The sequence below is a fragment of the Pseudarthrobacter sp. MDT1-22 genome (assembly GCF_054511035.1).
Map to the genome: position 1 here is coordinate 108,971 of NZ_JBTNDK010000008.1, position 23,270 is coordinate 132,240.

The following is a 23,270-nucleotide window of genomic DNA, read 5'->3' on the forward strand; positions in this document are numbered from 1 at the left end:
GACATTGAAGATCATCGTCCTGGTCAAGCATGTACCGGACGCACAGTTCGACCGACACCTCACCGGCGAGGGCTACACTACGGACCGTAACGAAAGCATCCTTTCCGAGCTGGACGAATACGCGCTGGAGGCGGCTTTGCAGCTGGCTGAGGCCCGCGGTGGCGCCAAGGCCGGCAACCAGGTCATTGCGCTGAGCATGGGCGCGTCCGGTGCCGTGAACGCGGTGAAGAAGTCACTCCAGATGGGCGCCACCGAAGGTGTGCACCTCACGGACAGTGCCCTGGCGGGCTCAGACGCCGCCGCCACTTCGCTCGCGCTCGCGGCCGCCATCCGCCATATTGGCACCGGCGCTCCGGTGGACCTTGTCCTCACGGGCATGGCGTCCACCGACGGCGAAACGTCCCTGGTCCCGGCCCAGCTCGCCGAGCGCCTCGGTCTGCCGCAGGTCACCTTCGCGTCCTCGCTGACGGTCGACGGCGGCCGGCTCACCGCGCGCCGCGACGCCGACACCTACTCGGAGACCGTCGAAGCTTCGCTGCCCGCAGTGGTCTCCGTGACGGACCAGATCAACGAGCCGCGCTACCCCAACTTCAAGGGCATCATCGCGGCCAAGCGCAAGAGCATCACCACGCTTTCGCTGTCCGACATCGGAGTCGATCCCGCGCACGTGGGCCACGCCGGATCGTGGACCACAGTGACCGCTGCCGAGGAACGCCCGCCGCGCACCGCCGGAACCATCATCACCGACGAAGGCGACGCCGGCATCAAGCTCGTCGACTTCCTGGCCGCCCAGAAGCTGCTCTAAGAGGGATCACAGACATGGCAAACGTACTCGTATTCATTGACAACCCCGGCGATGCCCTGAAGAAGAGCACCCTCGAACTGCTCACCCTGGGACGTTCCCTGGGAGAGACCGCTGTTGCCGTGAACGGCGATCTGCACCAGGATGTTTCGGCCACGCTCGCCGAATACGGCGTCACCGCCGTTTTCCGGCCCTCCGCCCAGGACCTGGATGACTACCTTGTCTCGGCGAAGGCAGCCTATCTCGCGGCCGCCGCGGGTGCCGCCAGTGCCGGCACGGTCCTCCTGGACAACTCGCCCGAAGGCAAAGAGATCGCGGCGCGGCTCGGCATCCGGCTCAACGCCGGCGTCATCACCGATGTTGTGGCGGTCGACGCCGACGGTACAGCCCACAAGTCGGTCCTCGCGGGGTCCTACACCACTTCTGCCAGGGCCACCACGGCGGTTTCCGTGCTGACGGTGAAGGCCAACAACGTCACGCCGGAGCCGGCCTCCGTGGCTTCCGCCCCGGAGACGTCCACCGTCGAAGTGCCGGCGGACGGCACGGCCACGGCAGCCCGCATCACCGCCCGCGAACAGAAGGCGGCCAGTGGACGCCCGGATCTGTCGGACGCCCGCATCGTGGTGGCCGGCGGACGCGGAGTGGACGGCGACTTCGGCCCGGTGGAGCAGCTTGCCGACGCCCTCGGAGCTGCCGTCGGCGCCTCCCGTGCGGCCACGGACGCCGGCTGGATCAGCCACGACGCCCAGGTAGGCCAGACCGGCAAAACCGTGTCGCCCCAGCTCTACATCTCGGCAGGAATTTCCGGTGCCATCCAGCAGAAAGCCGGGATGCAGACAGCAAAGGTCATCGTGGCCGTGAACAAAGACGCCGAGTCACCAATCTTCGAAATCGCCGATTTTGGCATCATCGGGGACCTCTTCGACGTCCTTCCGCAGGCCACCGAAGAAATCAAGAAGCGAAAAGGCTGACCCTTGGCCCACTCCGCTGCCTCAGCACAGAGCCCGTTCAACCCGGACATCCACCGGGTTGGGCGGGTGCTCTGTTTCGCCGCCCACCCGGACGACATTGACTTCGGTGCGGCCGGCACCATCGCCGCCTGGACGGCCGCCGGCATCCAGGTCAGCTACTGCATCATGACCGACGGCGACGCCGGCGGCTTCGACCCGGCGCACCGGGCGGAGATCATCGCCCTCAGGGCGGCCGAGCAGCGCCGGGCCGCCGAACTCGTGGGCGTGACTGACCTCCGCTACCTCCATGAGCGCGACGGCTACCTCGAACCGACGCACGAGGTGATGAAAGGTGTGGTGAAGCTGATCCGGGAAATCCGTCCCGACGTCGTGCTTGCCATGCATCCGGAACGGAACTGGAGCCGCCTGCAGAAGAGCCACCCGGACCACCTTGCCGTGGGTGAGGCCGTGACCCGGGCCGTCTACCCTGCAGTCGAAAACCCGTTCGCCTATCCGGAACTGGCTGAGGCAGGCCTCGCCGCGTACAAGCTGCCGTGGCTGTGGCTCTACGCCGGGCCGGACGAGCGGGATAACCATTTTGTGGACGTCACCGACCATGTGGCCGCCAAGCTTGAGGCGATCCACGTGCATGTGAGCCAGCATCCCGACGTCGGCGCCATGGAATCTGCGGTGCGGAATGGCATGCACGTGAATGCCCGGCGTGCGGGGTTCGCCGAGGGCCGCAGCGCCGAAGCCTTCCATGTGGTCGCCGTCAACGGCCCGGGGACCATCGCCGGCTTCTAGGACCGCCGGCGGCTGGGGCGGCCGGCCTCTGGCGCAGCCGCCCCCGGGCTCAGGCGCCCAGCGGTGCGGCAGCCACGGTGGGGAACGTCGGCGTGGCCGAACCACCCACGGGCTCCACGGTGATGCCAAGCGCTGCGGCGGATGCAATGCCCTTCACTACAGCAGGCTTCGACAGGGCTGCTTCGTCCATCAGGCCCTGGGAAACCGGTGCCGAGCCGTCCTTCGGGATCAGCCACATCTGGTAGACCTTGCCGGCAGGCGGCGCGGGCACACCGTTCATCTTGACCACCACGGCATCCTTCGACGACGAAATCAGCACCGTGGCGGTGCCGCCGGCGGAGACAGGTACGGATGCTTCGCGCACGTCGCCAGCCCGGACCACCTGGTTCAGGGGATCGTTCTGGTCAGCAATGTAGGCACCCACGCCCACGCCACCGAGGGCGATCACGGCGGCGGCTGCCACCGCGGTGAGCCAGCGGCGGGCGCCGGCAGGCCGGCGCCGTTCTTCCCGGCGGACCCTGGCGGCGGCGAGCTCATCCAGGGCTTCTGCAGACGACTGCTCGGCCGGCATGGCCGTGGTGGCGGGAGCCACGACTGTTATTGGCCCATCGGCAGGCAGCTGCGCGAGGGACGGCAACTGGGACACGATTCGTGCGAAAAGATCCGCGGGAGGTTCCGCCTCAGCCGTAAAGGACGCCGCGAGGGTCTCCCTGTCCTGGCGGACACGCTCAAGGAAGGCGCTGCGCTCGGCGTCGGGGGCGGCGGAGATGTAGCGGTCAATGGTGGCGCGTTCAGCATCGCTGATCGCGTCCAGGGCATAGAGCTCGGCGAGATCCACGGCCCGCCCGGATTCCAGGTCGGCGGCGATCTCAGTTCCGAACGAGCCGGGACGGCGGGTGCCTCCCTGACTATTCATTTCTGTCATCTCAACTCACCCCCAGACAGGTCTTCAAGCGGATCAGTCCGTCGCGGATGCGGGACTTGATAGTGGGTACTGCTGCGTTTAGCTTCTCCGCGACTTCGCGGTACGTGAGGCCGCCGTAGTAGGCCAGCCGCACGGATTCCTGTTGTGTATCGGTCAGCGTTTCCAGGCACCGGACCACCGCCTCGGCCTCCAGCCTGCTGTCCACCTCGGTGGAGACGGAGTCGTGGTCCACGTCCTGGCTGCTGGCGCCGTACTTGGCCTCACGGTCGGTGGCCGACTGCGAGGAACGGACCTTGTCCACGGCCCGGCGGTGCGAAATGGTCATCAGCCACGAGAGCGGGCTTCCTGCTTCCGGGTTGAACTTTGCGGCGTTCTGCCATACCTGGAGGAAAACCTCCTGCGTGGTGTCTTCGCTGAGTTCGGGATCGATGAGGACCCGCCGCGCCATGCCGAACACCCTGCGCGATGTCAGTTGGTAGAACTCGGCAAACGCGGCCTGGTCGCCGCCGGCTATGCGGGCGAGCAGCCCGGCCAAGCGCTTGCCGAGATCCGCCGGTGAGTTTGTAACTGCGGCCGGGGCCTCGGAGTTTGGCGCGTTGGGAGTTTCCATCACTACCCAGCATAAGTCGCCCGGCGGTGAAACCTGAGCATCGCGGCCGGTGCTGCCCCGGGGAAAGGGGAGAGCCGACGGCGCCGCCCGCCTCGTCGCTAGCAGTGTCACCTGCCCGCTCCTTCCTCGCCCTGGAATTGCTGTCAGGAGTTATTCGGTGCCGGCAGCCGTCCGGATGGGCAGCGGGCGCTCAGATCTGGGCGCCGGAAAATCCCTGTTGGCGCCAGGCCTCGTAGACGGCAATGGACGCTGCGTTGGCCAGGTTCAGGGAACGCAGGGACGGAAGCATGGGGAGCCGCACCGTGGACGTGACATGCGGATCGCTCTTAAGGTGCTCAGGCAGGCCTACCGATTCCTGGCCGAACATCAGCACATCGCCGGGGCGGTAGGCGATGTCCGCGTAGCTGGCGGTGCCGTCCGAGGTGAAGGCGTACACACGCTCCGGCTGCAGTTCGCGCCAGGCGTCCTCGATGCTTTTGTGGACGGTGACGACGGCGAGGTCGTGGTAGTCCAGGCCGGCGCGCCGGAGCTTGGCATCGGAGAAATCAAAGCCGAGGGGTTCCACCAGGTGCAGTTGGGCGCCGGTTATGGCTGCCAGCCTGATCGCATTGCCGGTGTTGCCGGGGATTTCGGGGGCATGGAAGAGGATTCGGAACACGGTCCAATCCTAGTCAACCAATCCGGGTCAACGGTTCAGTGCCCGCTTCCCAGCGCATGCAGCGGTTCAGTGCATGCCGCGAAGCAGCCTGGCCAGCACGGACACATTGACGGTGTTGGGTGTGGGGCCGGAGGAGAGGAAGTGCTTGAGGCCGCGGACCAGGCCTGCCGCGTTCACCACCTGGATGGTTTCGGAGGTGCCGGCTGTTCGCCGGTGGCGGTCGATGACGGGTTCGTGGAGGTTGCCGTCGGCGCTGTGGATGACTGTCCAGCCGGTGACGTTCAGTTCCGGGAAGATGTCCTGCATGGCCCGGACAACGTGGGCCAGTTGCGGCGGCGCGATGGAACGTCCGCCGTGCCTCAGGGTTTGCCCGTCCCAGGCGTAGGCGCCCTTTGGCAGCAGCATGGACCCGATCAGCGCCAGCCGGTAGCCGGACAGGAGTGCGTGGTCGATGTGGCTGTTATCGGCCGGGGACTGCAGGCCGTTGACCAGCCGGGTCGCAGGAATCGCAGGCAGAACCTGGCGGGTGATGAGCTGCACCGTGCGCAGTTCGCGCTGGATTCGGGCCTCGGCGCCAAAAATACCCCGTTTGCGCGGCATCCCGTGGACCTGCTGGCTGGCCTGGGCGAACGGGATGAGCGGCACCGTGCCGGACGCCTCGAAAGCCGCGGCATCGTAGGGCGGGACATAAAGGGGCGGGTCGCCTGCGGTGTTCCGCGGCGTGGTGGTTCTGTGCACTGTGGCCGAGGCATGGCTGCCCGCCGCCGGCGCATCAAAGTGCGGCCCTGCGGCGGAATCGTCGGTGTTGCGGGCGGTTCCCGCGGCGTACGAGCGGTCGTAGGCCTTCCGGCGCGTGGGGTCTATGAGGGTTTCGTATGCTGCCGTCACTCGCCGGAAAGCAGCGGCGTCCCCGCCATGGTCAGGATGGGCCTTCCGCGCGGCCCGGCGGTAGGCCACCTTGATCTCCTTGTCGGTGGCCGTCACGGCGACACGGAGCACCTCGTAGTAGGAGTTGCTGCTCTCGGTCAAGCACTCATCCCTTTTCTTCGCTGGCCAGTCCACGGCATGCAGCCCGGTGGGCCCCAGTTTACGGCCTGCCCACACAACGTCTGCGCACGCCTCAGTGGTTCCCGCGGCCCGGCGTCTAGACTCTTTGAGGATGACGGCAGGCGGGCCGTCCGGGCGAACATATTGGGGTGGACGTGAAGGCGCAGGCGGCTGTACTCGTGGCGGGGGCGCTGCTCGGCGTGACAGCAATGGGAGGCTGCAGTGTAGACGTTCCCGATCCGGCCGCCCCGAAAGTGGCGCCAACCGTCACCGCCCTGGCCACCCCTACCATCACCCCGGGCCATGACGCAGAAGCGGTGGCCGCAAAGGACATGCCGTTCTCCGCTGGCGGTTCCCTGGCCGCCGGGGTCCCCGTGGGGATCTCGGACGGACTCAAGGATGCACCCGGCTGGCAGCAGGTCAAGGAGAACGTGGCCGGCGAGAGTCAATTCGTGAAGTCCGATGGCTGTCTGGTGGCGGCCAAGGTCCGCACCAACCAGGCACCGCTGGCGCTTCAGGACGACAAGGAGTCGACTGTTGGCCTCTTCACGTACCTGGACCCGACCATCCTGCCCGGCTATCTGAAGACAGCGACGCTGCGGTGGGGCGGTGAGGTTGGCAAGCCGGGGCCATCGGCTGAGGTGCTGGCCCTGGAGAAACCCGGCCAAGCGGGCGTCAGGCCCACGGCCGTTATGGCCCGGGTGTTCGGCACTGCGGCATCGTCGGTCTACATTTCGGTGGCCTGCCCGGACGATGCCACACTGGCAGCCGCCCGGGCCTACATCGCAGAACGCCTCCTGTTGGTTCCGCCGTCGAACTAGCGGTGTCGGTTACTTACCATGCCTGCGCCAGGACCCGGCGGGGGAAAGGCGGTTCAGGGCCAGCGCGCCCACGAGCAGGCCGAAGTCCCGTAAGGCAACGTCGTAGAAGCTGCCCAGGACCAGTAGGTTGATGATGATGCCCAGCAGCCAGACGGCGACCAGCAGGGAACCGAACCGGGGCCGGACGGCCACTGCAATACCGGCGGCGATCTCCACGACGCCGACGATGTACATGAAGCTCTGCGCCGACACGGGCACCACGGAGGTGGCAACCGGCGCGAGGTATATGGTCCAGTCGGTCAGGGTGTTGGTGAACTTGTCCAGCCCGAAGAGAATCGGTGCGACGGTGAACACGGTGCGCAGCAGGAAGAAGGCCTGCCTGTCCGGTGCCATAGCCTGTAGCCGACTGCCTTCGGTGATTTTCGCGTTGGTTGTCATGGTGGACTCCTTCTAAAAGTAGGTATGATTATTTTAGAAAAATTAGCACCATTAAGCAATGGATGTTGTTTTTAGAGTTAGGGGTACAGGGTGCGCAGACTTCCGTGGGGCCGCCGCATGGCGGCCGTGGCTTCCTTGGGCGACGACAAGCGCCGGGAGCTTTTTGAACTGGTTGCCGCTTCCGATGCCGCAGTCGGGCGCGATGAGGCTGCGCTGGCCCTCGGCCTGCCAAGAAGCACTGCGTCCTTCCACCTTGACAGGCTGGTCCAGGACGGACTCCTGGCGGTGGAATTCCACAAGGCCGCCGGGAAGTCAGGTCCTGGCTCCGGGCGGCCGGCGAAGATGTACCGGCAATCAACGAGTGAGGTCGGCGCTTCCGTGCCGGACCGCAACTATGACCTCGCCGCTGAGCTGCTGGTCGCAGCGATCGAGCACTCCACAGCGACCGGCGGAGCCGTGGGCAATTCCCTGCTGGCCGCGTCGTACGGCAAGGGCAAGGCGATGGCCGCCGGCGCCGCAAGCCTGACGGACTTCATGGCGGGGGAGGGCTACGAGCCCAGGCCTGACGGCACCGGCGGCTTTGTGCTGGTGAACTGCCCGTTCCATCGGCTCTCGGACGGGCACCCGGAAGTCGTCTGCGCCATGAACGGATCATTTCTGCAGGGCGCGGCTGCGGCGTGCGGGGAGCCGGAGGAACGTATAGCGCCGAACAGCGAGCCTGGCCAGTGCTGCGCCAGGATCACCCCGCCCTGACACCTGATGGGCCGGGGCCGCGGGTGTGCCGCCCTGGGCGCCGCTAGAATTGAGGCGTGCCCGTCTACCTCGATCATGCAGCCACCACGCCACTTTCCGCCGAGGCGCTGGCAGCCCTGACCCGGGAACTTGCCCGCACCGGCAATCCTTCGTCCCTGCACGGCTCGGGCCGGCGTGCCCGCCGCTCCGTGGAGGACGCCAGGGAAGCAATCGCGAAAGCGGCCGGCGCCCATCCCTCCGAGGTCATCTTTACGTCCGGGGGCACTGAGTCCGACAACCTTGCCGTCAAGGGCCTGTACTGGGCCCGTTCCGGCGAAGACCCGGCACGGCGGCGCATCCTCTGCTCCGCCGTCGAGCATCATGCCGTGCTGGACACCGTGGAATGGCTGGAGCGGCACGAGGGTGCCATTGTCACGTGGCTTCCCGTGGACAGCGGGGGCGTGGTGGATTTGGACGTCCTCGCCGCCGAGCTGGCCCAGGACCCCGGGACCATTGCGCTCGTGACGGTCATGTGGGCCAACAATGAAGTGGGCACTATCCAGCCGGTGCACAGGATTGTGCAGTTGGCGCACGCCGCCGGGGTGCCGGTCCATTCGGATGCCGTGCAGGCCTTCGGCTCGCTGCCGGTTGATTTCAAGGCCTCCGGGCTGGACGCGATGTCCGTTTCCGGGCACAAGATCGGCGGACCGGTGGGAGTCGGCGCCCTCCTGCTGGGGCGGGCCGTCAAGCTGACCCCGGTGCAGCACGGCGGCGGCCAGGAACGCGACGTGCGCTCCGGGACGCTGGACACGGCGTCCATCGCCGCCTTCGCTGCTGCCGCCGAGGCCGCCACCGCACGGCTTGCCGCCGAGTCCGCGAGGATCGCGGCCCTGCGGGACAGGCTCATCGACGGCGTCCTGCAGCGGGTGCCCGAAGCTGCACTCCGCGGCGCCCCGGGGGAGGGTCGGCTGCCCGGCAACGCGCATTTCACGTTCCCTGGCTGCGAAGGTGATTCGCTGCTGTTCCTGCTGGACCTGGTGGGGGTGGAATCCTCCACGGGATCCGCCTGCACGGCCGGTGTCCCGCGCCCGTCCCACGTGTTGCTGGCCATGGGGCTGGACGAGGAGACAGCCCGTGGCGCCCAGCGCTTCACGCTGGGACATGCCTCAACCGACGCGGACGTGGATGCCTTGCTGGCAGCCCTCCCCGGCGCGTACCAACGCGCCCGCCAGGCAGGGATGGCCGGACATGAATCCTCGATCCAGACTGCGGGAACGGTAGCGCGTCAGGCGTCCTCCGGCAGGAGCTGATCGAGCCCAACGGACCTGTCGGCCAGGCGCTCCGCTGTGACTCGGGTCCTGGCCGAGATGAGGGCCTTGATGGTCTTCTGCGCGCCGGGCTGTGGCTTCCGCGGCCAGTTGACGCTCATCCCGGCCATCACCCTGGAATCCTGCTGCCAGAACGCGACGAACTCCTTGCCCTCCAGTGACCCCCGGATCACCGGCTCAGCGCCCGCCGCCAGGGCCGGGAAGCCCGAGTACTCCATGCTGACGTCGTACTGATTGGTGTAGAAGTAGGGGATGGTGCTCAGGACTGCATCCTGGCCGAGCATGGCCCTGGCGGCCACCTTTCCGCCGTTCAGGGCATTGGACCAGTGCTCGCTGCGGTGGTGCTGGCCGGTGAAGGGGTGCAAGGCGTTGGCGACGTCGCCGGCGGCAAAAATACCGGGCGCGCTGGTCTGCAGGGACGCGTCCGTGAGGATCCCGTTGTCCAGGGTGAGGCCGGCCGCCTGCGCGAGTCCGGTCTCGGGAACCACGCCGACGGCGATGACCACGATGTCCGCAGGGAGCGCCTCTCCGGAATCGGTGACCACCCCGGTGACAGCGCCGCCGTGGCCGGTGATTTCCCGCGCTGAGGCAGGAAGCCGGAAGCTCACGCCGTTGGCTTCGTGGAGTCTGCGGAAGAACCGTCCGAGGTCAGGGCCGATGGCCCCGGCCAGGGGGATCTCGTCCAGTCCGAGGAGCGTGACGTTGTTGCCGTACGTGGCGGCAGCCGCAGCCAGTTCCATACCGATCCAGCCGGAGCCGATCATCACCACGTTCCTGCCGCCCGCCGCCAGGCTGCTGCGCAACCGCCGGCTGTCGTCCAAGGTGCGGAAGGTGGATACCCCGGCCAGATCGCTGCCGGGCACGCGGAGGGTGCGGGGCGTCGCGCCGGTGGCGAGCAGCAGGGAGCCGTATGACAGTGTGCTGCCGTCGTCGAGTTCCACCGTCCTGGCGTCCGGCCGGATGTCCGTGACGCGCGCGCCCAGGCGGAGGCCGACGTCGTTCTCCGCGTACCAGCCTGGCGGCACCACCGGGACGGCGTCCTCGTCAGCCTTTCCCAGCAGATACTCCTTGGACAGCGGCGGCCGCAAGTAGGGGTGATGGCGCTCGGCGCCGATGATGGTCACCCGGCCTTCGAACCCTTCCGCCCGCAGGGTCTTGGCAGCGGTGGCACCGGCCAGGCCGCCGCCGGCAATCACAATTTCCCCCGCGGCCGCAATGTCCTCAGCCATGTCCGTCCGATTCCCGCTGGTGCGTGCTCGAAGTCTAAAACTGTTAATACTGACTTTAGAAGTGAAGGCCCGCTGGGTCAAGGGTCTTTTGGGGAGGATTCGGCGTGGCGATAGACTGGTGCGGCAGGCATTGTGCTATTCCTGCGGCAGCCGGTTGAACGGCAGCCGCCCTCTGCCGGCATCCCCCGAACCCTAAAGAAAGCCAGCATGCGAGTTCTAGCAGCCATGAGCGGTGGAGTCGACTCCGCCGTTGCCGCAGCACGTGCCGTTGAAGCCGGGCACGACGTCGTCGGCGTTCACCTTGCGCTGTCCAGGATGCCCGGAACCCTGCGGACGGGCAGCCGCGGCTGCTGCACCATCGAGGACTCGCGCGATGCGTGGCGGGCCTGCGATGTGCTGGGCATTCCGTATTACGTCTGGGATTTCTCGGAGCGCTTCAAGGAAGACGTGGTCCAGGACTTCATTGATGAGTATGCTGCCGGGCGGACACCCAATCCCTGCATGCGCTGCAACGAGCGGATCAAGTTTGCCGCCCTGCTGGAGAAGGCCATCGCCCTGGGCTTTGACGCCGTCTGCACCGGGCATTACGCCAAGGTCATCAAGGACGCCGAAGGCAACCCCGAACTTCACCGGGCGGCGGACTGGGCCAAGGATCAGAGCTACGTCCTGGGTGTCCTGACCCACGAGCAGCTCAAGCACTCCATGTTCCCGCTGGCTGACACGCCCTCCAAGGCTGAGGTGCGGGCCGAGGCCGAGCGCCGTGGACTGTCAGTGGCCAACAAGCCCGACAGCCACGACATCTGCTTCATTCCCGACGGCGACACCGCGGGCTGGCTCGCCGAAAAGATCGACATGACCACCGGTGACATTGTGGACGAGACCGGCTCGAAGGTGGGGGAGCACCCGGGAGCCAACGCGTTCACCGTGGGACAGCGCCGCGGCCTGAAGCTCGGCACACCCGCAGCGGACGGCAAGCCCAGGTTCGTCCTGGAGATCCGGCCCAAGGAAAACAAGGTAGTGGTGGGGCCCCAGGCGCTGCTGGCCATTGACGAGATCCGCGGCATCAAGGTCTCGTGGGCTGGTCTGCCCATCGCGGAAATCGAAACGGGCGCCGAGTTTGACTGCTATGCCCAGGTCCGCGCCCACGGAGACCCCGTGCCGGCAACCGCGCGAATGCTGCCCGGCGAGGGTGCACCCCAGCTGCTGGTCACGTTGACCGATCCGCTGCGCGGTGTGGCACCTGGCCAGACAGTGGTCCTCTACCAGGGCAGCCGCGTCTTGGGCCAGGCCACCATCGACGCTGCCCGGTCGTTGCAGCGCGCGGAGCTCTGAGGCGGAGCAATTTACCCCGGTCAGGTAAATTTTGTGTCTCAACTCACAAAAAAGCCGGTTGATGAGTCCGGCGTCTGGTTGAATCTAGGCATCAGGACAGCGCGCTGCCCGCTCAAGCCAAGACACCCATTTGCGGGCGGCGAGCGCGTACTCATCGAACAGAAAGTTCACAGATGACCAAGAGCACTCAAGCCTTGCGCAGCGCACTCGCGCTCGCAGGCGTTTCCGCCTTCGCATTGACGGCCTGCACGGGCCCCTCGGGTGGCGGGGGCGGTGGCAGCACAGCTTCGGAGAATGCAAGCAGCGTCATCGCATATGGCACCACAGACAAAGTCACCGCACTGGACCCGGCGGGCTCGTACGACAACGGTTCGTTTATGGTGATGAACCAGATTTACTCCTATTTGTTGAACTCCAAGCCCGGTGGCGCCGATCCCGTGCCGGACCTTGCCGAATCGTCGTCCTTCACCAAGCCTACGGAATTCACCGTCAAGCTGAAGAGCGACCTCAAGTGGGCCAACGGGCACGTTTTGGATTCCAAAGACGTCAAGTTCTCCTTTGATCGCCAGGTGGCCATCAACGATCCCAATGGACCGGCATCATTGTTGTCCAACATCGATTCCATTGCCACGCCTGATGCCAGCACCGTTGTATTCACGCTGAAGAATGCCAACGACCAGACGTTCCCGCAGATTCTGACCAGCCCGGCCGCGCCGATCGTCGACGATGAAGTCTTCCCGGCAGACAAGCTCCTCAGCGACGAGGAAATTGTCAAGGCCAATGCCTTCCACGGCCAGTACATCATCGACTCCTACAACAAGAACACGCTGGTCAGCCTCAAGGCCTGGCCGGACTACAAGGGCGTGCTTGGAAAGCCCGCCAACGCAGGGGCCACCATCAAGTACTACACCGACCAGACCAACATGAAGTTGGAGGTCAAGGGCGGGCAGATCGATGTTGCCAACCGCAGCCTGAGCGCCACGGACATCGATGACCTCAAGAAGGACTCCAACGTCACGGTCCATGTCGGACCCGGCGGCGAGATGCGGTACATCGTCTTCAACTTCGACACCATGCCCTTCGGTGCCAAGACCCCGGAAACGGACCCCAAGAAAGCGCTGGCCGTCCGCCAGGCCGTTGCTGACCTCATTGACCGCCAAGCCATCTCGGACCAGGTCTACAAGGGCACGTACCTGCCCATGTGGTCCAACGTCCCGTCCGGTTTCGTGGGCGCCAACGAATCCTTCAAGCAGGCCTATGGGGACGGCTCCGGCAAGCCCAGCCTGGACAAGGCCAAGAAGGTCATGTCCGACGCCGGCATCACCGGCCCGGTAACGATCAAACTGCAGTACAACCCTGACCACTATGGCAAGTCATCCGGTGACGAATACGCCATGGTCAAGGACCAGTTGGAGAAGAGCGGCCTGTTCACCGTGGACCTTCAGTCCACCGAGTGGGTCACGTACAACTCTGCGTCGAAGAAAGACAGCTACCCCGTCTTCCAGCTGGGCTGGTTCCCGGACTTCAGCGACGCGGACAATTACCTGACACCCTTCTTTGTGGGCGGTGGCTTCATGAACAACCACTACTCCAACAGCGAGGTCGAAACGCTGATCGCAAAGCAGCTTGTGACGGCTGATAAGGCAGAGCGTGAGAAGACCATACAGGAGGTCCAGAACCTGCTTGCCAAGGACATCTCCACGTTGCCGTTGTTGCAAGGGGCACAGGTGGCTGTTTCGGGGACCAAGGTGAAGGGCGTGGATTCGACGCTGGATGCGTCGTTCAAGTTCCGGCTCGGCACCATTTCCAAGTAACACCTGTTACACCTGCGTAGGAGGTGGGGCCGGCCGGCCCTGCCTCCTACGTGTTGGCTCCACACTTTTCGCTTTCCAGACCAAGCAGGTTCAGCATGGCCACATTGATTGATGCGCCGCCGCCAACTGTAGCGGCCCCCACATCCAAATCCGCGGGAGGTGGCCTCGGGAGGTATATCCTGATTCGCTTCCTGCTCATTTTCCCCACGATCTTCATCCTCGTCACCCTCGTTTTCTTTCTGATGCGGATCACCGGCGATCCCATTACCGCAGCCCAGGGCGGACGCCTCCCGCAGGAACAAATCGACGCCTTGGTTCACCAGGCCGGCTATGACCGGAACCTGTTCATCCAATACATCGAGTACCTTGGCCACATCGCCACCGGAAACTTCGGCCGGACTATTTCAGATGGCCGGCCCGTCATCGAGATGCTCGCGAAATTTGGTGCAGCCACCCTGGAACTGAGCATCAACGCCGTGATGGTGGCGTTGCTCGTGGGAATACCGCTGGGTATGTTCGCCGCCCACAAACGCGACAAGGTTCCGGACGCTGTCCTGCGCATGTTCGCCATCCTTTGCTATGCCACCCCTGTCTTCTTTGCCGGCCTGCTGCTGAAGCTGACATTTTCTGTAGGACTGGGTTGGTTCCCCGTAGCTGGCCGTGCATCCACCACAACGGAATTGGCGATGGGCCGGCTGGCAGCGCCCACTGGCGTCTACTGGCTGGACGCCCTTCGCAGCGGCAATCTGGCAGCCTTTGGCGACATCGTCCACCACGCAGTCCTGCCGGCCGTCGCGCTGGGCCTATTGACCGCGGGCGTCTTCCTCCGTCTGGTCCGCACCAACGTGATCGGCACGCTGGGCAGGGACTATGTTGAGGCAGGCCGGTCCCGAGGTGTCAGTGAATACCGCCTGGTGACCAAGCATGCCTACAAGCCTGCGCTGATCCCCATCATCACGGTGATGGGTTTGCAGATTGCCCTGCTGCTCGGCGGTGCGGTGCTGACCGAAACCACCTTCGAGTGGAAGGGCCTTGGCTATCAGCTGGCGCAGTACCTTACCGCGCGTGACTTTGTGGCTGTCCAGGGCATCGTGATGCTGCTGGCCGTCATTGTGGCGATCACCAATTTCGTGGTGGATATTGCCGCTGCCCTGATTGATCCGCGAGTGAGGTACTGATGGGCACCACAGTTTTGGAACCGAAAAAGAAGTCCTTGCTGGACCGGCTTCCGGTCTCGTCCCACATCCGCCAGAGCGTTGGCCTGCAACGGACCATGCTGCTCATCGGCGTCGTCCTTTGCGCTGTTTTTGTGGTGGCCGCGATATTTGCGCCGGTGCTGGCGCCCTACGGGTATTCTCAGATTTCCGATGACGCCGGTTCTTTCCCGGCGCAGGCCGAACCCGGTGGCAAGCATCTGATGGGAACAACCGTGGGCGGATACGATGTGCTGTCCCGGATGATCTGGGGATCGCAGACAGCCATGGCGGTGATTGTTGCTGCCGTGTTGATGTCCATCTTCCTGGGAGTGTTCCTCGGACTGGTGAGTGGCTACTTCGGCGGCTGGCTGGACCGAGTGCTGGTGGTGATTGCTGACGCGATTTACGCCTTCCCGACACTCCTCGTGGCTATCGTGATGTCGATTGCCATCAATAAGGGACAGTCTGGCTTCTGGGGCGGAATCCTCGCCTGCGGGTTTGCCATCACGGCAGTGTTTGTACCGCAGTACTTCCGGGTGATCCGTGCTGAAACCATCCGGCTCAAGGCTGAACCGTTTGTGGAATCCGCCCAGGTTGTTGGCGCCTCAAGCGCCAGGATTATCAGCAGGCACATCTTTTCCAACGCGACCCGGACCCTGCCGCTGATCTTTACGCTCAACGCCTCCGAAGCCATCCTCACTCTGGCAGGCCTGGGCTTCCTCGGTTTCGGTATCGAGCCAAGCTCCGCCGCTGAATGGGGCTTTGACCTGAACAAGGCGATGTCCGACGCCTCCTCAGGCATTTGGTGGACCGGCGTGTTCCCCGGCCTCGCCATCGTGCTGACGGTGGTTGGCCTGACCCTCGTGGGTGAAAGCATCAACGACCTGAACGATCCGCGCTTGCGCGGACGCAAGGCTGCCGGCGCCAAGGGCGCCCCGGGACCATCAACCGCGGCCGCGCAGTCTGCCATCGCAGCGAATGTGAGAGGACTGTGACCATCAATATTGATTCGGCATCTGACCAGTCCAGGCCGGCAGACCAGCCCGTACTGGAGATCGACCACCTCAAAGTCACGTTCGCCACCGATGGCGGAGACGTCTACGCCGTGAAGGATGTGAGCCTGGACGTCCGCTCCGGCGAGGTCCTGGCCATCGTGGGCGAATCCGGCTCGGGCAAGACCGTGACCGCGAAAACCATCCTCGGGCTGCTGCCGGAGACAGCCACCAGCGGCGGGGCTGTCCTGATCAACGGGAACAACGTGATCAGCGTCAGCGCCGCGAAGCTGAGGCAGATCCGTGGCCGCGATGTGGCCATGGTGTTCCAGGAGCCCTCCACGGCACTGAACCCGGTGTTCACCGTGGGCTGGCAGATCGCCGAGGGCATCCGTGCCCACGCCGGCGGGGCCGGCGGGAAGCGGGTCTCGGCCAAGGACGCGAAGGTCCGTGCCATTGAGGCGCTGCGCAAAGTGGGGATCCCGGATCCGGAGCATCGGGTTAACTACTATCCGCACCAGTTCTCCGGCGGCCAGAAGCAGCGCGTGGTGATCGCCGCCGCGCTGGCCCTGAACCCGGGACTGATTGTCGCCGATGAACCCACCACAGCCCTGGATGTCACCGTCCAGGCCGAAATCCTGGAGCTGCTCCGGGACCTCCGGGACAAGTACGGCACCTCGATCGTGCTGATCACCCACAACATGGGCGTGGTGGCCGATCTCGCGGACCGCGTAGTGGTGATGTACCAGGGTGATGTGGTGGAGGAGGCGCCGGTGCGCGTGCTTTTTGCTGAACCCGAGCAGGATTACACCAAGAAGCTGCTGGCCGCCGTGCCCCACCTGGGCCGGAACTCGGCGTCGGAGGGCCTGCGGGAACGCGCCCACCAGGGTTCGCCGGTGCTGGTGGAGGCAACCAACCTGACCATCGAGTACCCCGGCAGGCTGGGAACTCCGGCCTTCAAGGCCGTGGACGGGGTCAGCTTCACCGTGTCCCCGGGCGAAGTCTTTGGGCTGGTGGGCGAATCCGGCTCAGGGAAAACCACCATCGGCCGGGCCATCGCGGGCCTGAACCGGACCACGGGCGGCAGCCTGAAGGTACTCGGCTACGAGATGCTGAACCTCAAGGAGCGGACGTTCAAGCCCCTCCGGAAGGATATTGGCTTTGTGTTCCAGGATCCGGCTGCGTCCTTCAACCCCCAGCTGACCATCGGCGACTGCGTAGCGGAGCCCATGATCATTCACACCAACCCGAGCCCGGCGCAGGCGCGCAAACGCGTTGCTGAGCTGCTTGAATCAGTGCAGTTGCCGGCGTCGTACGCCCAGCGGTACCCGCACGAGCTGTCCGGCGGCCAGCGCCAGCGGGCGTCGCTGGCGCGGGCACTGATCCTGAACCCGCGGTTGCTGATCGCTGACGAGCCGACGTCGGCCCTGGACGTTTCGGTGCAGGCAAAGGTCCTGGAACTCTTCAAGGAAATCCAGGCCGAGTTCGGGTTCGCGGCACTGTTCATCAGCCACGACCTCGCGGTGGTGGACATTCTGTCCCAGTGGGTGGGCGTCCTGTACAAGGGCAAGCTGGTGGAGCAGGGTATCGGCAGCCAGGTGATGGGCGCGCCGCAGCACGACTACACCAAACGGCTGATTGCCTCGCTGCCGGTCCCTGATCCGGACGAACAGGCACGACGCCGGGAAGCGCACCGGGCGCTGCTGACCCAGTAGGCACCACCAGCGACCCCACAGTCGCGGCATCACCAGACGGACATCCCGCCCCACCAGGCGGGGTGTCCGTCCGCCGCTTAACACCGGAAGGATTTCTCCGGACGCCCCATAGACTTGGACCATGACGCAGCAAAACCACGATGTTCCCGACACCGACACCTACGATGCCGCCGCGAGTTCGCTGGCAGGCCACGTGGACAACTCGGTGATGGCGGAACTGCTGTCCATCCGCTCCAGCATCGACAACATCGACGCGACCCTGGTGTACCTCCTGGCCGAACGGTTCAAGGCCACCCAGAAAGTGGGCTTCCTCAAGGCCGCGCACCGGCTCCCGGCGGGGGATCCAGGCCGGGAATCCGCCCAGATCGCCCGTCTCCGGCGGCTGGCGGAGGATGCACACCTCGATCCCGCGTTTGCGGAGAAGTTCCTGAATTTCATCATCGGCGAGGTCATCCGCCATCATGAAGCCATCGCCGAGGACCACCAGGCCGCTGCAGAGTGGAAGTAACATCCACCGGGCTTGGGCCCTGGCCGGGGGAGGACCCCGTGGAGGCTGCCCGCATTATCCGCGGCGAGCTTGGAAGCCCGCACCTGCCGTTCCTGGCAGAGCTTCCGGACCGTGGAGTCGGTTCCGACGCCCTGGGGCGGACGGCCGCACTCCTGGTTGAAATGGCCGTGGATGTCCAGCCGTACGGCTGGCGGCTGGTGGACCGTCCGGGCAAGGATTTCCGCCGGGCCGCGTCGGCCCTGTCCACCGACATCAACGTCCTGGCAGATGTCGCCGGCGCCGAGGACACCCCGGCCCCCGAACTCAAGGTCCAGCTGCTGGGACCGCTGGGTCTTGCCGCCGGGCTGCACCTGCACAACGGCGAACGGGCACTGATCGACTACGGCGCACGCCGGGACATTGCCGACTCGCTTGCCGCAGGGGTGGGCGGCTACCTGTCCCGGATCTCCAGCGCCGTTCCGGGCGCACGGCTGGTGGTCCAGGTCGATGAGCCTGATATCGCCGCCGTACTGGCCGGCACCATTCCGACGTCGAGCGGTTACCGCACGCTTCGGGCGGTGGGTGGCCAGGAGGTCACCGAGTCCTGGCAGGTGGTGATCGACGCGCTGCGCGCCGCGGGTGCCGCCGAAATCGTCATCTCCGTGCCTGAAATTGAGGCCCCCATCGACCGGATCATGGCCGCCGGTGCCGACGGCGTGGCCGTGCCGCTGAGGGCCCTGACCACACGGCAGTGGGAGCAGTTGGCCACGGCAGTGGAGGCAGGCAAGCGGATCTGGGCCGGCGCCCTGGACGTCAGCCGCGGCACACTGCCCAGGGTGGCCGACGTCGTGGAGTCCGTCTGGCGGCCATGGCACGAGCTGGGGCTCCCGGCGTCGTCCCTGGGCAGTATCCGGGTCACCCCCTCGGCGGGACTTGCCGGCCACACGCCGGCCACCGCCACAGCAGTGCTGGGCCGGCTCACCCAGGTGGCCGACGGCCTGAACCAGCGCGCGCACGGCTGAGCGGGCGAACGGCTGAGCGGGCCCACCGCTCAGCCGTGCGACGCAAGACTTCTATGTCCGGTTTTCCCAACGGTCCGGCTGGGCGTAGCGGGGCAGGAAACTCTGCGCCGAACTGCCGCCGATGTAGGGACGCAGGCAGTAGTCAAAACCGCCCGCATAGACCAGGACCAGCCCGATCTGCGGCTGGATGACCTTGACCTGGATCCGGTGCTGTCCGTGCTCGCCTGCGGCGCCGTCCCACCACTGCTCGGCGTAAGCCCTGGCATCCACGGTGGCCGGTAGCGGCAGGCGGAGGGGGCCCAGGAACAGCCGCGAGGCTTCGGAAACGCCGCGCAGCCTACCCTCGTTCGTCACACTGAGCTTGAGGTCGGTCACCATGCGCCGGAAACGGCCCAGGTAGTCCACCAGCCGCGGGCCGCCGTCGGAATCCATGAGGCTGGTGGTGTCCTGGAATATCCGCAGGTGCCCGGGGAAACGGATTTCCCGCCGGGCAGTCAGGCTGGAGCGGCCGAACGGATCCTGGTGGGCATGGTTTTCAATCCGGAAGGGGATGCCTTCCCCGTAATCCGGGAAGAACGCGTCCTCCCCGGAGGTCAGCTTGAGCAGCGGCCGCAGCCACGCCTGCCGGCAGCCCACAACGTCGAACACGCCCTCCCCGACGCCGTAGTGCCCCGAACCGGGCGCCAGCGAAAAGTACTCCTGCAGCTCAGGCTGCAGCCGGTGGAAGTCCTCGCCCAGGGCCTGCTGGTAAATAGGGACGTTCATGGTGACCTCCTGGACGGTACCGTCAGCGGCGCTGCAGTAATTCACAATCTACCGGCCGCCTTGAGCCGGATGTACATGTCGGCAAGCTGTGGCGGCAGCTGGTGTGGCTCCGCATCCACCACTTCCACCCCGTGGTGCCGGAGCTCGGCGCTGACCGCCGCCCGTTCCAGGAGTACGCGTTCAGCCGCTGCCGCCCGGAATACACCGGCGGCGTTCTCACGCTCCCGCAGCATCTGCCCCAGCATGGGATCACGGACGGCGGCCACCACCACAACGTGCTGCTGGGCGAGCTGTGCGGCCACGGGAATGAGTCCTTCCTCCGGCGCCCCGCCGTCCAACGCCGTCAGCAGCACCACCAGGGACCGGTGGGCGGAGACCGCCCGGATCTGGCCGGGGAGGCTGGACCAGTCAAGCTCGATCAGTTCAGCTTCGAGGGGCGCCATTGCCTGCACCAGCTGCCCCAGGAGGTTGCCGGTGGTGGCGGAACCGGCTCTGGCCCGCGGACGGCGGTCGTAGGCAAGGAAATCCACCCGGTCACCGCCACGCTCTGCCAGCACCGCCAGCAGGAGCGCCGCTTCGATGCCGGTATCCAGCCTTGGTTCGTCCTCGATCCTCGCCGCTGACGTGCGGGACGTATCCAGCATGATCACCACGCGCCGGTCGCGTTCCGGGCGCCAGGTGCGGACGACGACGGCGGACCGGCGGGCGGTTGCGCGCCAGTCGATGGACCGGACGTCGTCCCCGCGGACGTAGTCACGCAGCGAGTCGAATTCGGTGCCGGAACCCCGGATCTGCACGGCGGCCTTGCCGTCGAGTTCGCGGAGTTTCCTGAGCTTCGAGGGGAGGTGCCTGCGGGAATGGAACGGCGGCAGGACCCGCAGGAGGCCGTCACAGTCAAACGTGCGCTGGCGTGCCGCGAGCCGAAGGGGTCCATGGGAGCGCACAGTGACGTGCCGGGCGCCCACGTCGCCACGGCGGACCGGCTGTAGCCGGACGGTCATCCGGCGGCTTTCCAGGGCGGGGATATCCAGGTCCTGGACCGGATTCACAGCCCCGGCAGACGGCTGCCACGCGTCTCGAACAGTGGCGCGCAAGCGTCGCCGGCCACTGTTGCGCAGCGTGATGACCGAAGCGGCCGTGCCGTGCAGCGTCACGTTGCCGGGCTCGGCGCGCGTGACGATGATGGCCCGCGGGGAAGCGGCCAGGCCAAGGTCCAGGCCCAGGAGAGCAGCGAGTGCCACGACCACGCCCAGGACCGTTCCTCCGCGAGGAAACAGCAGCACCGGCACCAGGCCCAGCAGTGCCAGCACGACGAACCGTCCGGAGAGTGCCATGTGCAAGCGAATCAGCGGGGGACCGGGACGGACGCCAGGATGCTGCCCAGGACATCGTCCACGCGGACCCCGTCCATCTGGGCATCAGGCTGCAGGGCCACCCGGTGGCGCAGGCACGGCAGCGCCAGTGCCTTGACGTCGTCCGGGGTGACGAAGCTGCGGCCCGACAGCCAGGCCCAGGCGCGGGCCGTATTAAGCAGTGCAGTCGCGCCGCGGGGCGAGACGCCCAGCTGGAACGACGGCGCCTGCCGGGTGGCGCGCACGAGGTCCACGATGTAGCCGATGATTTCCCGTTCGACGGCAACGGTGGCCACAGCCTGCCGCGCCCGTTCGAGGTCCTCGGCGCCGGCCACCGCCCGGACACCGGCGGCAGCAAGATCCCGGGGATTGAAGCCGGCTGCGTGCCGCCGGATCACTTCCACCTCGTCAATCCGGCTGGGCAGCGGCATGGTGAGCTTGAGCAGGAACCGGTCCAGCTGGGCTTCGGGCAGGGGATAGGTTCCCTCATATTCCACGGGGTTCTGGGTTGCCGCCACCAGGAAGTTCGCCGGCAGCGGCCGGGACACCCCGTCCACCGAGACCTGCCGCTCTTCCATGGCCTCCAACAGGGAGGCCTGCGTCTTCGGGGGCGTCCGGTTGATTTCGTCGGCCAGCAGGATGTTGGTGAAGACCGGCCCCTCGCGGAAACTGAATTCCGAGGTGTGCGAGTCATAGACCAGGGAACCGGTGATGTCGCCGGGCATCAGGTCAGGGGTGAACTGTACGCGTTTGGTGTCCAGGCTCAGCGCGGCGGAAAGGGCACGGACCAGGAGTGTCTTGGCCACACCGGGCACGCCCTCGAGGAGAACATGCCCCTGGGAAAGCAGCGCGATCAGGAGTCCCGTGACGGTGGCATCCTGGCCCACCACGGCTTTGGCAACCTCGTGGCGGACATCCAAAAGCGCCTGCCGGGCGGGATCCAGCGTCCGCGGGGAGGAATCCATGATCTGCGGGGCGCCGTACGCTTCGTTCATCGGGTTCTGACCTCGTTCTCTAGTTTGTCCAGTTCCTGTGACCATTGCACCAGCCTGGTTGCGGTACCGGGGCGTTCTTGGATCAGGCTGCTGATATCTCTGACCGGCCGGCCCATGTGCCGGGCCACTGCCTGCACCACGTCGTCGGCAGTGGCCTGGGATCCGACTCTAAGGGCTTGCGCCAGACGAACCAGGGTGCCGGCCCGAAGGTTGTCCCGTGCCCGGTCCAGTGCGTGGGAATCCTGATAAAGGCGCGCGCGGCCTTCGGCGGTCTCCACGGCCTTGACCACCACGGGGAGTGGTTCAAACACGAGCGGGCCGAGGCGGCGCCCGCGCCACACAATGGTCAGCACGGTCACAAAGACCAGCCAGGGCCCCAGGAATGCCACCCAGTCAGGGGCGAGGTCATCAAGTGTCTGCGTTGACTCCGCAGCGGCCGCGTCGCCCAGTCCGGGCAGGTACCAGACAACGACTTCTGAGCGGCCCAGCGTCCGCAGGGCCAGTGCGGCATGGCCGTGGCCGGCAAGCCCGCCGTTGTTGAGGAGGGCGGTGCTGCCCAGGACGGTCAGGCCGCCGTCATCCGTGCGGGCAAGCAGCCCGGCGGTGCTTCCCGGCGGGCTGAAGCACACTGTGCCGCCGTCGTACAGGAATCCGCCGGTTCCGGAGACAGCACCTGCCGCCGCGGGATCGGTGAGATCGCAGCCCGGTTCCAGGAGCGCCGTTGACTCAGGCACCACACCGGCCTGGCTGATGCCGGTATCGAGGGCCTTCAGCGTGCCGAGCCGCGGCGTCACCAGCACTACGCTACCCGCACTTGCGGCCAGCTCGTCCAGCCGGGATTGGTCCAGGAATCCGCTCCGGTCGTACAGGAGGAGGGTGGCACCCGGCCGGTCCGCGAGTGCTGCCGTGGCGGAGTCAAAGGAGTCAACATCCTGGACCTCGACACCGTGGCGGCCCAGTATCTCGGTGACCGCCCTGGCGCCGCCCGGCCCGGCGTTATGCACGGATAAGGGCAGGGAATCGCCCTTTGGTGCGAGTTGGGTGGAAATAACCACCGCCAGTCCGACGGCGGCCGCCGCGCCGATCGCTGCCCCGCCGCGGTGCCGCCGGAGCCAGGCACGGGCACCGGACACGGCACCGGCGCCGGACCCGGACCCGGATCGGAGTGCCGGGGCGGAACCCGGCTGCGCCTCCGGTGCACCCGACGTCGGAAGTTTGGGCGTCAAAAGATCCGGCGAAGGGTTCTGCATCGTGGG

At 66.2% G+C, this 23,270-nt stretch carries 23 protein-coding genes; 13 read left to right on the plus strand and 10 right to left on the minus strand.

What is annotated here, in order from left to right; all coding sequences use genetic code 11:
* The first annotated feature begins 4 nt into the window (after positions 1–4).
* From ACX80M_RS08800 to ACX80M_RS08810, 3 genes are read left to right on the plus strand one after another with little or no spacing between them, the layout of a single operon-like run.
* Positions 5–805 (plus strand): electron transfer flavoprotein subunit beta/FixA family protein, encoded by an 801-nt coding sequence (locus tag ACX80M_RS08800; protein WP_252598646.1) that lies wholly within the window; start codon positions 5–7, stop codon positions 803–805.
* Positions 806–819: 14 nt separating this feature from the next.
* Positions 820–1,773 carry an electron transfer flavoprotein subunit alpha/FixB family protein gene (locus ACX80M_RS08805; protein ID WP_252598254.1) on the plus strand — a complete coding sequence of 318 codons (954 nt, stop codon included), beginning with the start codon at positions 820–822 and terminating at the stop codon, positions 1,771–1,773.
* Between the two features lie 3 nt (positions 1,774–1,776).
* On the plus strand, positions 1,777–2,556 hold the full coding sequence (locus ACX80M_RS08810; RefSeq protein WP_252598253.1) for a PIG-L deacetylase family protein: 780 nt from the start codon (positions 1,777–1,779) through the stop codon (positions 2,554–2,556).
* Positions 2,557–2,605: 49 nt separating this feature from the next.
* Here ACX80M_RS08810 and ACX80M_RS08815 read toward each other — a convergent pair whose 3' ends face one another.
* The 4 genes from ACX80M_RS08815 to ACX80M_RS08830 all read right to left on the minus strand — a co-directional run bounded on the left by ACX80M_RS08815 (position 2,606) and on the right by ACX80M_RS08830 (position 5,778).
* Positions 2,606–3,481: an anti-sigma factor gene (locus ACX80M_RS08815; RefSeq protein ID WP_252598252.1), complete on the minus strand. Its 876-nt coding sequence runs from the start codon at positions 3,479–3,481 to the stop codon at positions 2,606–2,608.
* Between the two features lies 1 nt (position 3,482).
* Positions 3,483–4,091: a sigma-70 family RNA polymerase sigma factor gene (locus ACX80M_RS08820; protein WP_252598251.1), complete on the minus strand. Its 609-nt coding sequence runs from the start codon at positions 4,089–4,091 to the stop codon at positions 3,483–3,485.
* A gap of 190 nt (positions 4,092–4,281) precedes the next feature.
* Complete coding sequence (locus tag ACX80M_RS08825; RefSeq protein WP_252598250.1) at positions 4,282–4,749, minus strand: tRNA (cytidine(34)-2'-O)-methyltransferase; 468 nt, start codon at positions 4,747–4,749, stop codon at positions 4,282–4,284.
* Between the two features lie 66 nt (positions 4,750–4,815).
* Positions 4,816–5,778 carry a J domain-containing protein gene (locus tag ACX80M_RS08830; RefSeq protein ID WP_459309399.1) on the minus strand — a complete coding sequence of 321 codons (963 nt, stop codon included), beginning with the start codon at positions 5,776–5,778 and terminating at the stop codon, positions 4,816–4,818.
* Between the two features lie 167 nt (positions 5,779–5,945).
* Between ACX80M_RS08830 and ACX80M_RS08835 the strand changes: the two genes are divergently transcribed.
* Positions 5,946–6,617: a hypothetical protein gene (locus ACX80M_RS08835; protein ID WP_308216143.1), complete on the plus strand. Its 672-nt coding sequence runs from the start codon at positions 5,946–5,948 to the stop codon at positions 6,615–6,617.
* 9 nt (positions 6,618–6,626) lie between these two features.
* Here the strand turns inward: ACX80M_RS08835 and ACX80M_RS08840 are convergent, their stop codons facing one another.
* Positions 6,627–7,055 carry a hypothetical protein gene (locus ACX80M_RS08840; protein WP_252598248.1) on the minus strand — a complete coding sequence of 143 codons (429 nt, stop codon included), beginning with the start codon at positions 7,053–7,055 and terminating at the stop codon, positions 6,627–6,629.
* 90 nt (positions 7,056–7,145) lie between these two features.
* Here ACX80M_RS08840 and ACX80M_RS08845 point away from each other — a divergent pair, with 90 nt between their 5' ends.
* Both ACX80M_RS08845 and ACX80M_RS08850 read left to right on the plus strand, forming a co-directional pair.
* The gene (locus ACX80M_RS08845; RefSeq protein WP_252598247.1) at positions 7,146–7,808 is read left to right on the plus strand and encodes a helix-turn-helix transcriptional regulator; all 663 of its coding nucleotides are present in this window, start codon (positions 7,146–7,148) and stop codon (positions 7,806–7,808) included.
* Positions 7,809–7,864: 56 nt separating this feature from the next.
* Entirely contained in the window at positions 7,865–9,097 is a 1,233-nt protein-coding gene (locus tag ACX80M_RS08850) for a cysteine desulfurase family protein (protein ID WP_252598246.1), read from the plus strand.
* Here ACX80M_RS08850 and ACX80M_RS08855 read toward each other — a convergent pair.
* On the minus strand, positions 9,073–10,344 hold the full coding sequence (locus tag ACX80M_RS08855) for an NAD(P)/FAD-dependent oxidoreductase (RefSeq protein ID WP_459309400.1): 1,272 nt from the start codon (positions 10,342–10,344) through the stop codon (positions 9,073–9,075). The two genes, ACX80M_RS08850 and ACX80M_RS08855, sit on opposite strands and share 25 nt — an antisense overlap.
* A 207-nt stretch (positions 10,345–10,551) precedes the next feature.
* Here ACX80M_RS08855 and mnmA point away from each other — a divergent pair, with 207 nt between their 5' ends.
* From mnmA to ACX80M_RS08890, 7 genes are all read left to right on the plus strand, one after another.
* Positions 10,552–11,676 (plus strand): tRNA 2-thiouridine(34) synthase MnmA, encoded by a 1,125-nt coding sequence (gene mnmA, locus ACX80M_RS08860; RefSeq protein WP_256472968.1) that lies wholly within the window; start codon positions 10,552–10,554, stop codon positions 11,674–11,676.
* A 173-nt stretch (positions 11,677–11,849) separates the two neighbouring features.
* The gene (locus ACX80M_RS08865; RefSeq protein ID WP_252598244.1) at positions 11,850–13,490 is read left to right on the plus strand and encodes an ABC transporter substrate-binding protein; all 1,641 of its coding nucleotides are present in this window, start codon (positions 11,850–11,852) and stop codon (positions 13,488–13,490) included.
* Between the two features lie 95 nt (positions 13,491–13,585).
* The gene (locus ACX80M_RS08870; RefSeq protein ID WP_252598243.1) at positions 13,586–14,668 is read left to right on the plus strand and encodes an ABC transporter permease; all 1,083 of its coding nucleotides are present in this window, start codon (positions 13,586–13,588) and stop codon (positions 14,666–14,668) included.
* Positions 14,668–15,681, plus strand: coding sequence for an ABC transporter permease (locus tag ACX80M_RS08875; protein ID WP_252598242.1), 1,014 nt, complete (start codon positions 14,668–14,670; stop codon positions 15,679–15,681). Before ACX80M_RS08870 ends, ACX80M_RS08875 begins: the two co-directional genes overlap by 1 nt.
* Positions 15,678–17,393 carry an ABC transporter ATP-binding protein gene (locus tag ACX80M_RS08880; protein WP_459309401.1) on the plus strand — a complete coding sequence of 572 codons (1,716 nt, stop codon included), beginning with the start codon at positions 15,678–15,680 and terminating at the stop codon, positions 17,391–17,393. Before ACX80M_RS08875 ends, ACX80M_RS08880 begins: the two co-directional genes overlap by 4 nt.
* 121 nt (positions 17,394–17,514) lie before the next feature.
* Positions 17,515–17,901, plus strand: a complete 387-nt coding sequence (locus tag ACX80M_RS08885) for a chorismate mutase (protein ID WP_058931921.1) — start codon at positions 17,515–17,517, stop codon at positions 17,899–17,901.
* The gene (locus tag ACX80M_RS08890) at positions 17,892–18,902 is read left to right on the plus strand and encodes a uroporphyrinogen decarboxylase/cobalamine-independent methonine synthase family protein (RefSeq protein WP_252598240.1); all 1,011 of its coding nucleotides are present in this window, start codon (positions 17,892–17,894) and stop codon (positions 18,900–18,902) included. Before ACX80M_RS08885 ends, ACX80M_RS08890 begins: the two co-directional genes overlap by 10 nt.
* A gap of 51 nt (positions 18,903–18,953) precedes the next feature.
* Here the strand turns inward: ACX80M_RS08890 and ACX80M_RS08895 are convergent, their stop codons facing one another.
* Genes ACX80M_RS08895 through ACX80M_RS08910 form a run of 4 tightly spaced genes read right to left on the minus strand, consistent with a single transcriptional unit; the run spans position 18,954 to position 23,264 of the window.
* Complete coding sequence (locus tag ACX80M_RS08895; protein ID WP_252614450.1) at positions 18,954–19,667, minus strand: DUF4166 domain-containing protein; 714 nt, start codon at positions 19,665–19,667, stop codon at positions 18,954–18,956.
* 41 nt (positions 19,668–19,708) lie between these two features.
* Positions 19,709–21,001, minus strand: coding sequence for a DUF58 domain-containing protein (locus ACX80M_RS08900; protein WP_252598238.1), 1,293 nt, complete (start codon positions 20,999–21,001; stop codon positions 19,709–19,711).
* 11 nt (positions 21,002–21,012) lie between these two features.
* Positions 21,013–22,014 carry an AAA family ATPase gene (locus tag ACX80M_RS08905; RefSeq protein ID WP_374209926.1) on the minus strand — a complete coding sequence of 334 codons (1,002 nt, stop codon included), beginning with the start codon at positions 22,012–22,014 and terminating at the stop codon, positions 21,013–21,015.
* Positions 22,011–23,264 (minus strand): DUF4350 domain-containing protein, encoded by a 1,254-nt coding sequence (locus ACX80M_RS08910; protein ID WP_252609055.1) that lies wholly within the window; start codon positions 23,262–23,264, stop codon positions 22,011–22,013. Before ACX80M_RS08910 ends, ACX80M_RS08905 begins: the two co-directional genes overlap by 4 nt.
* Positions 23,265–23,270 lie beyond the last annotated feature (6 nt).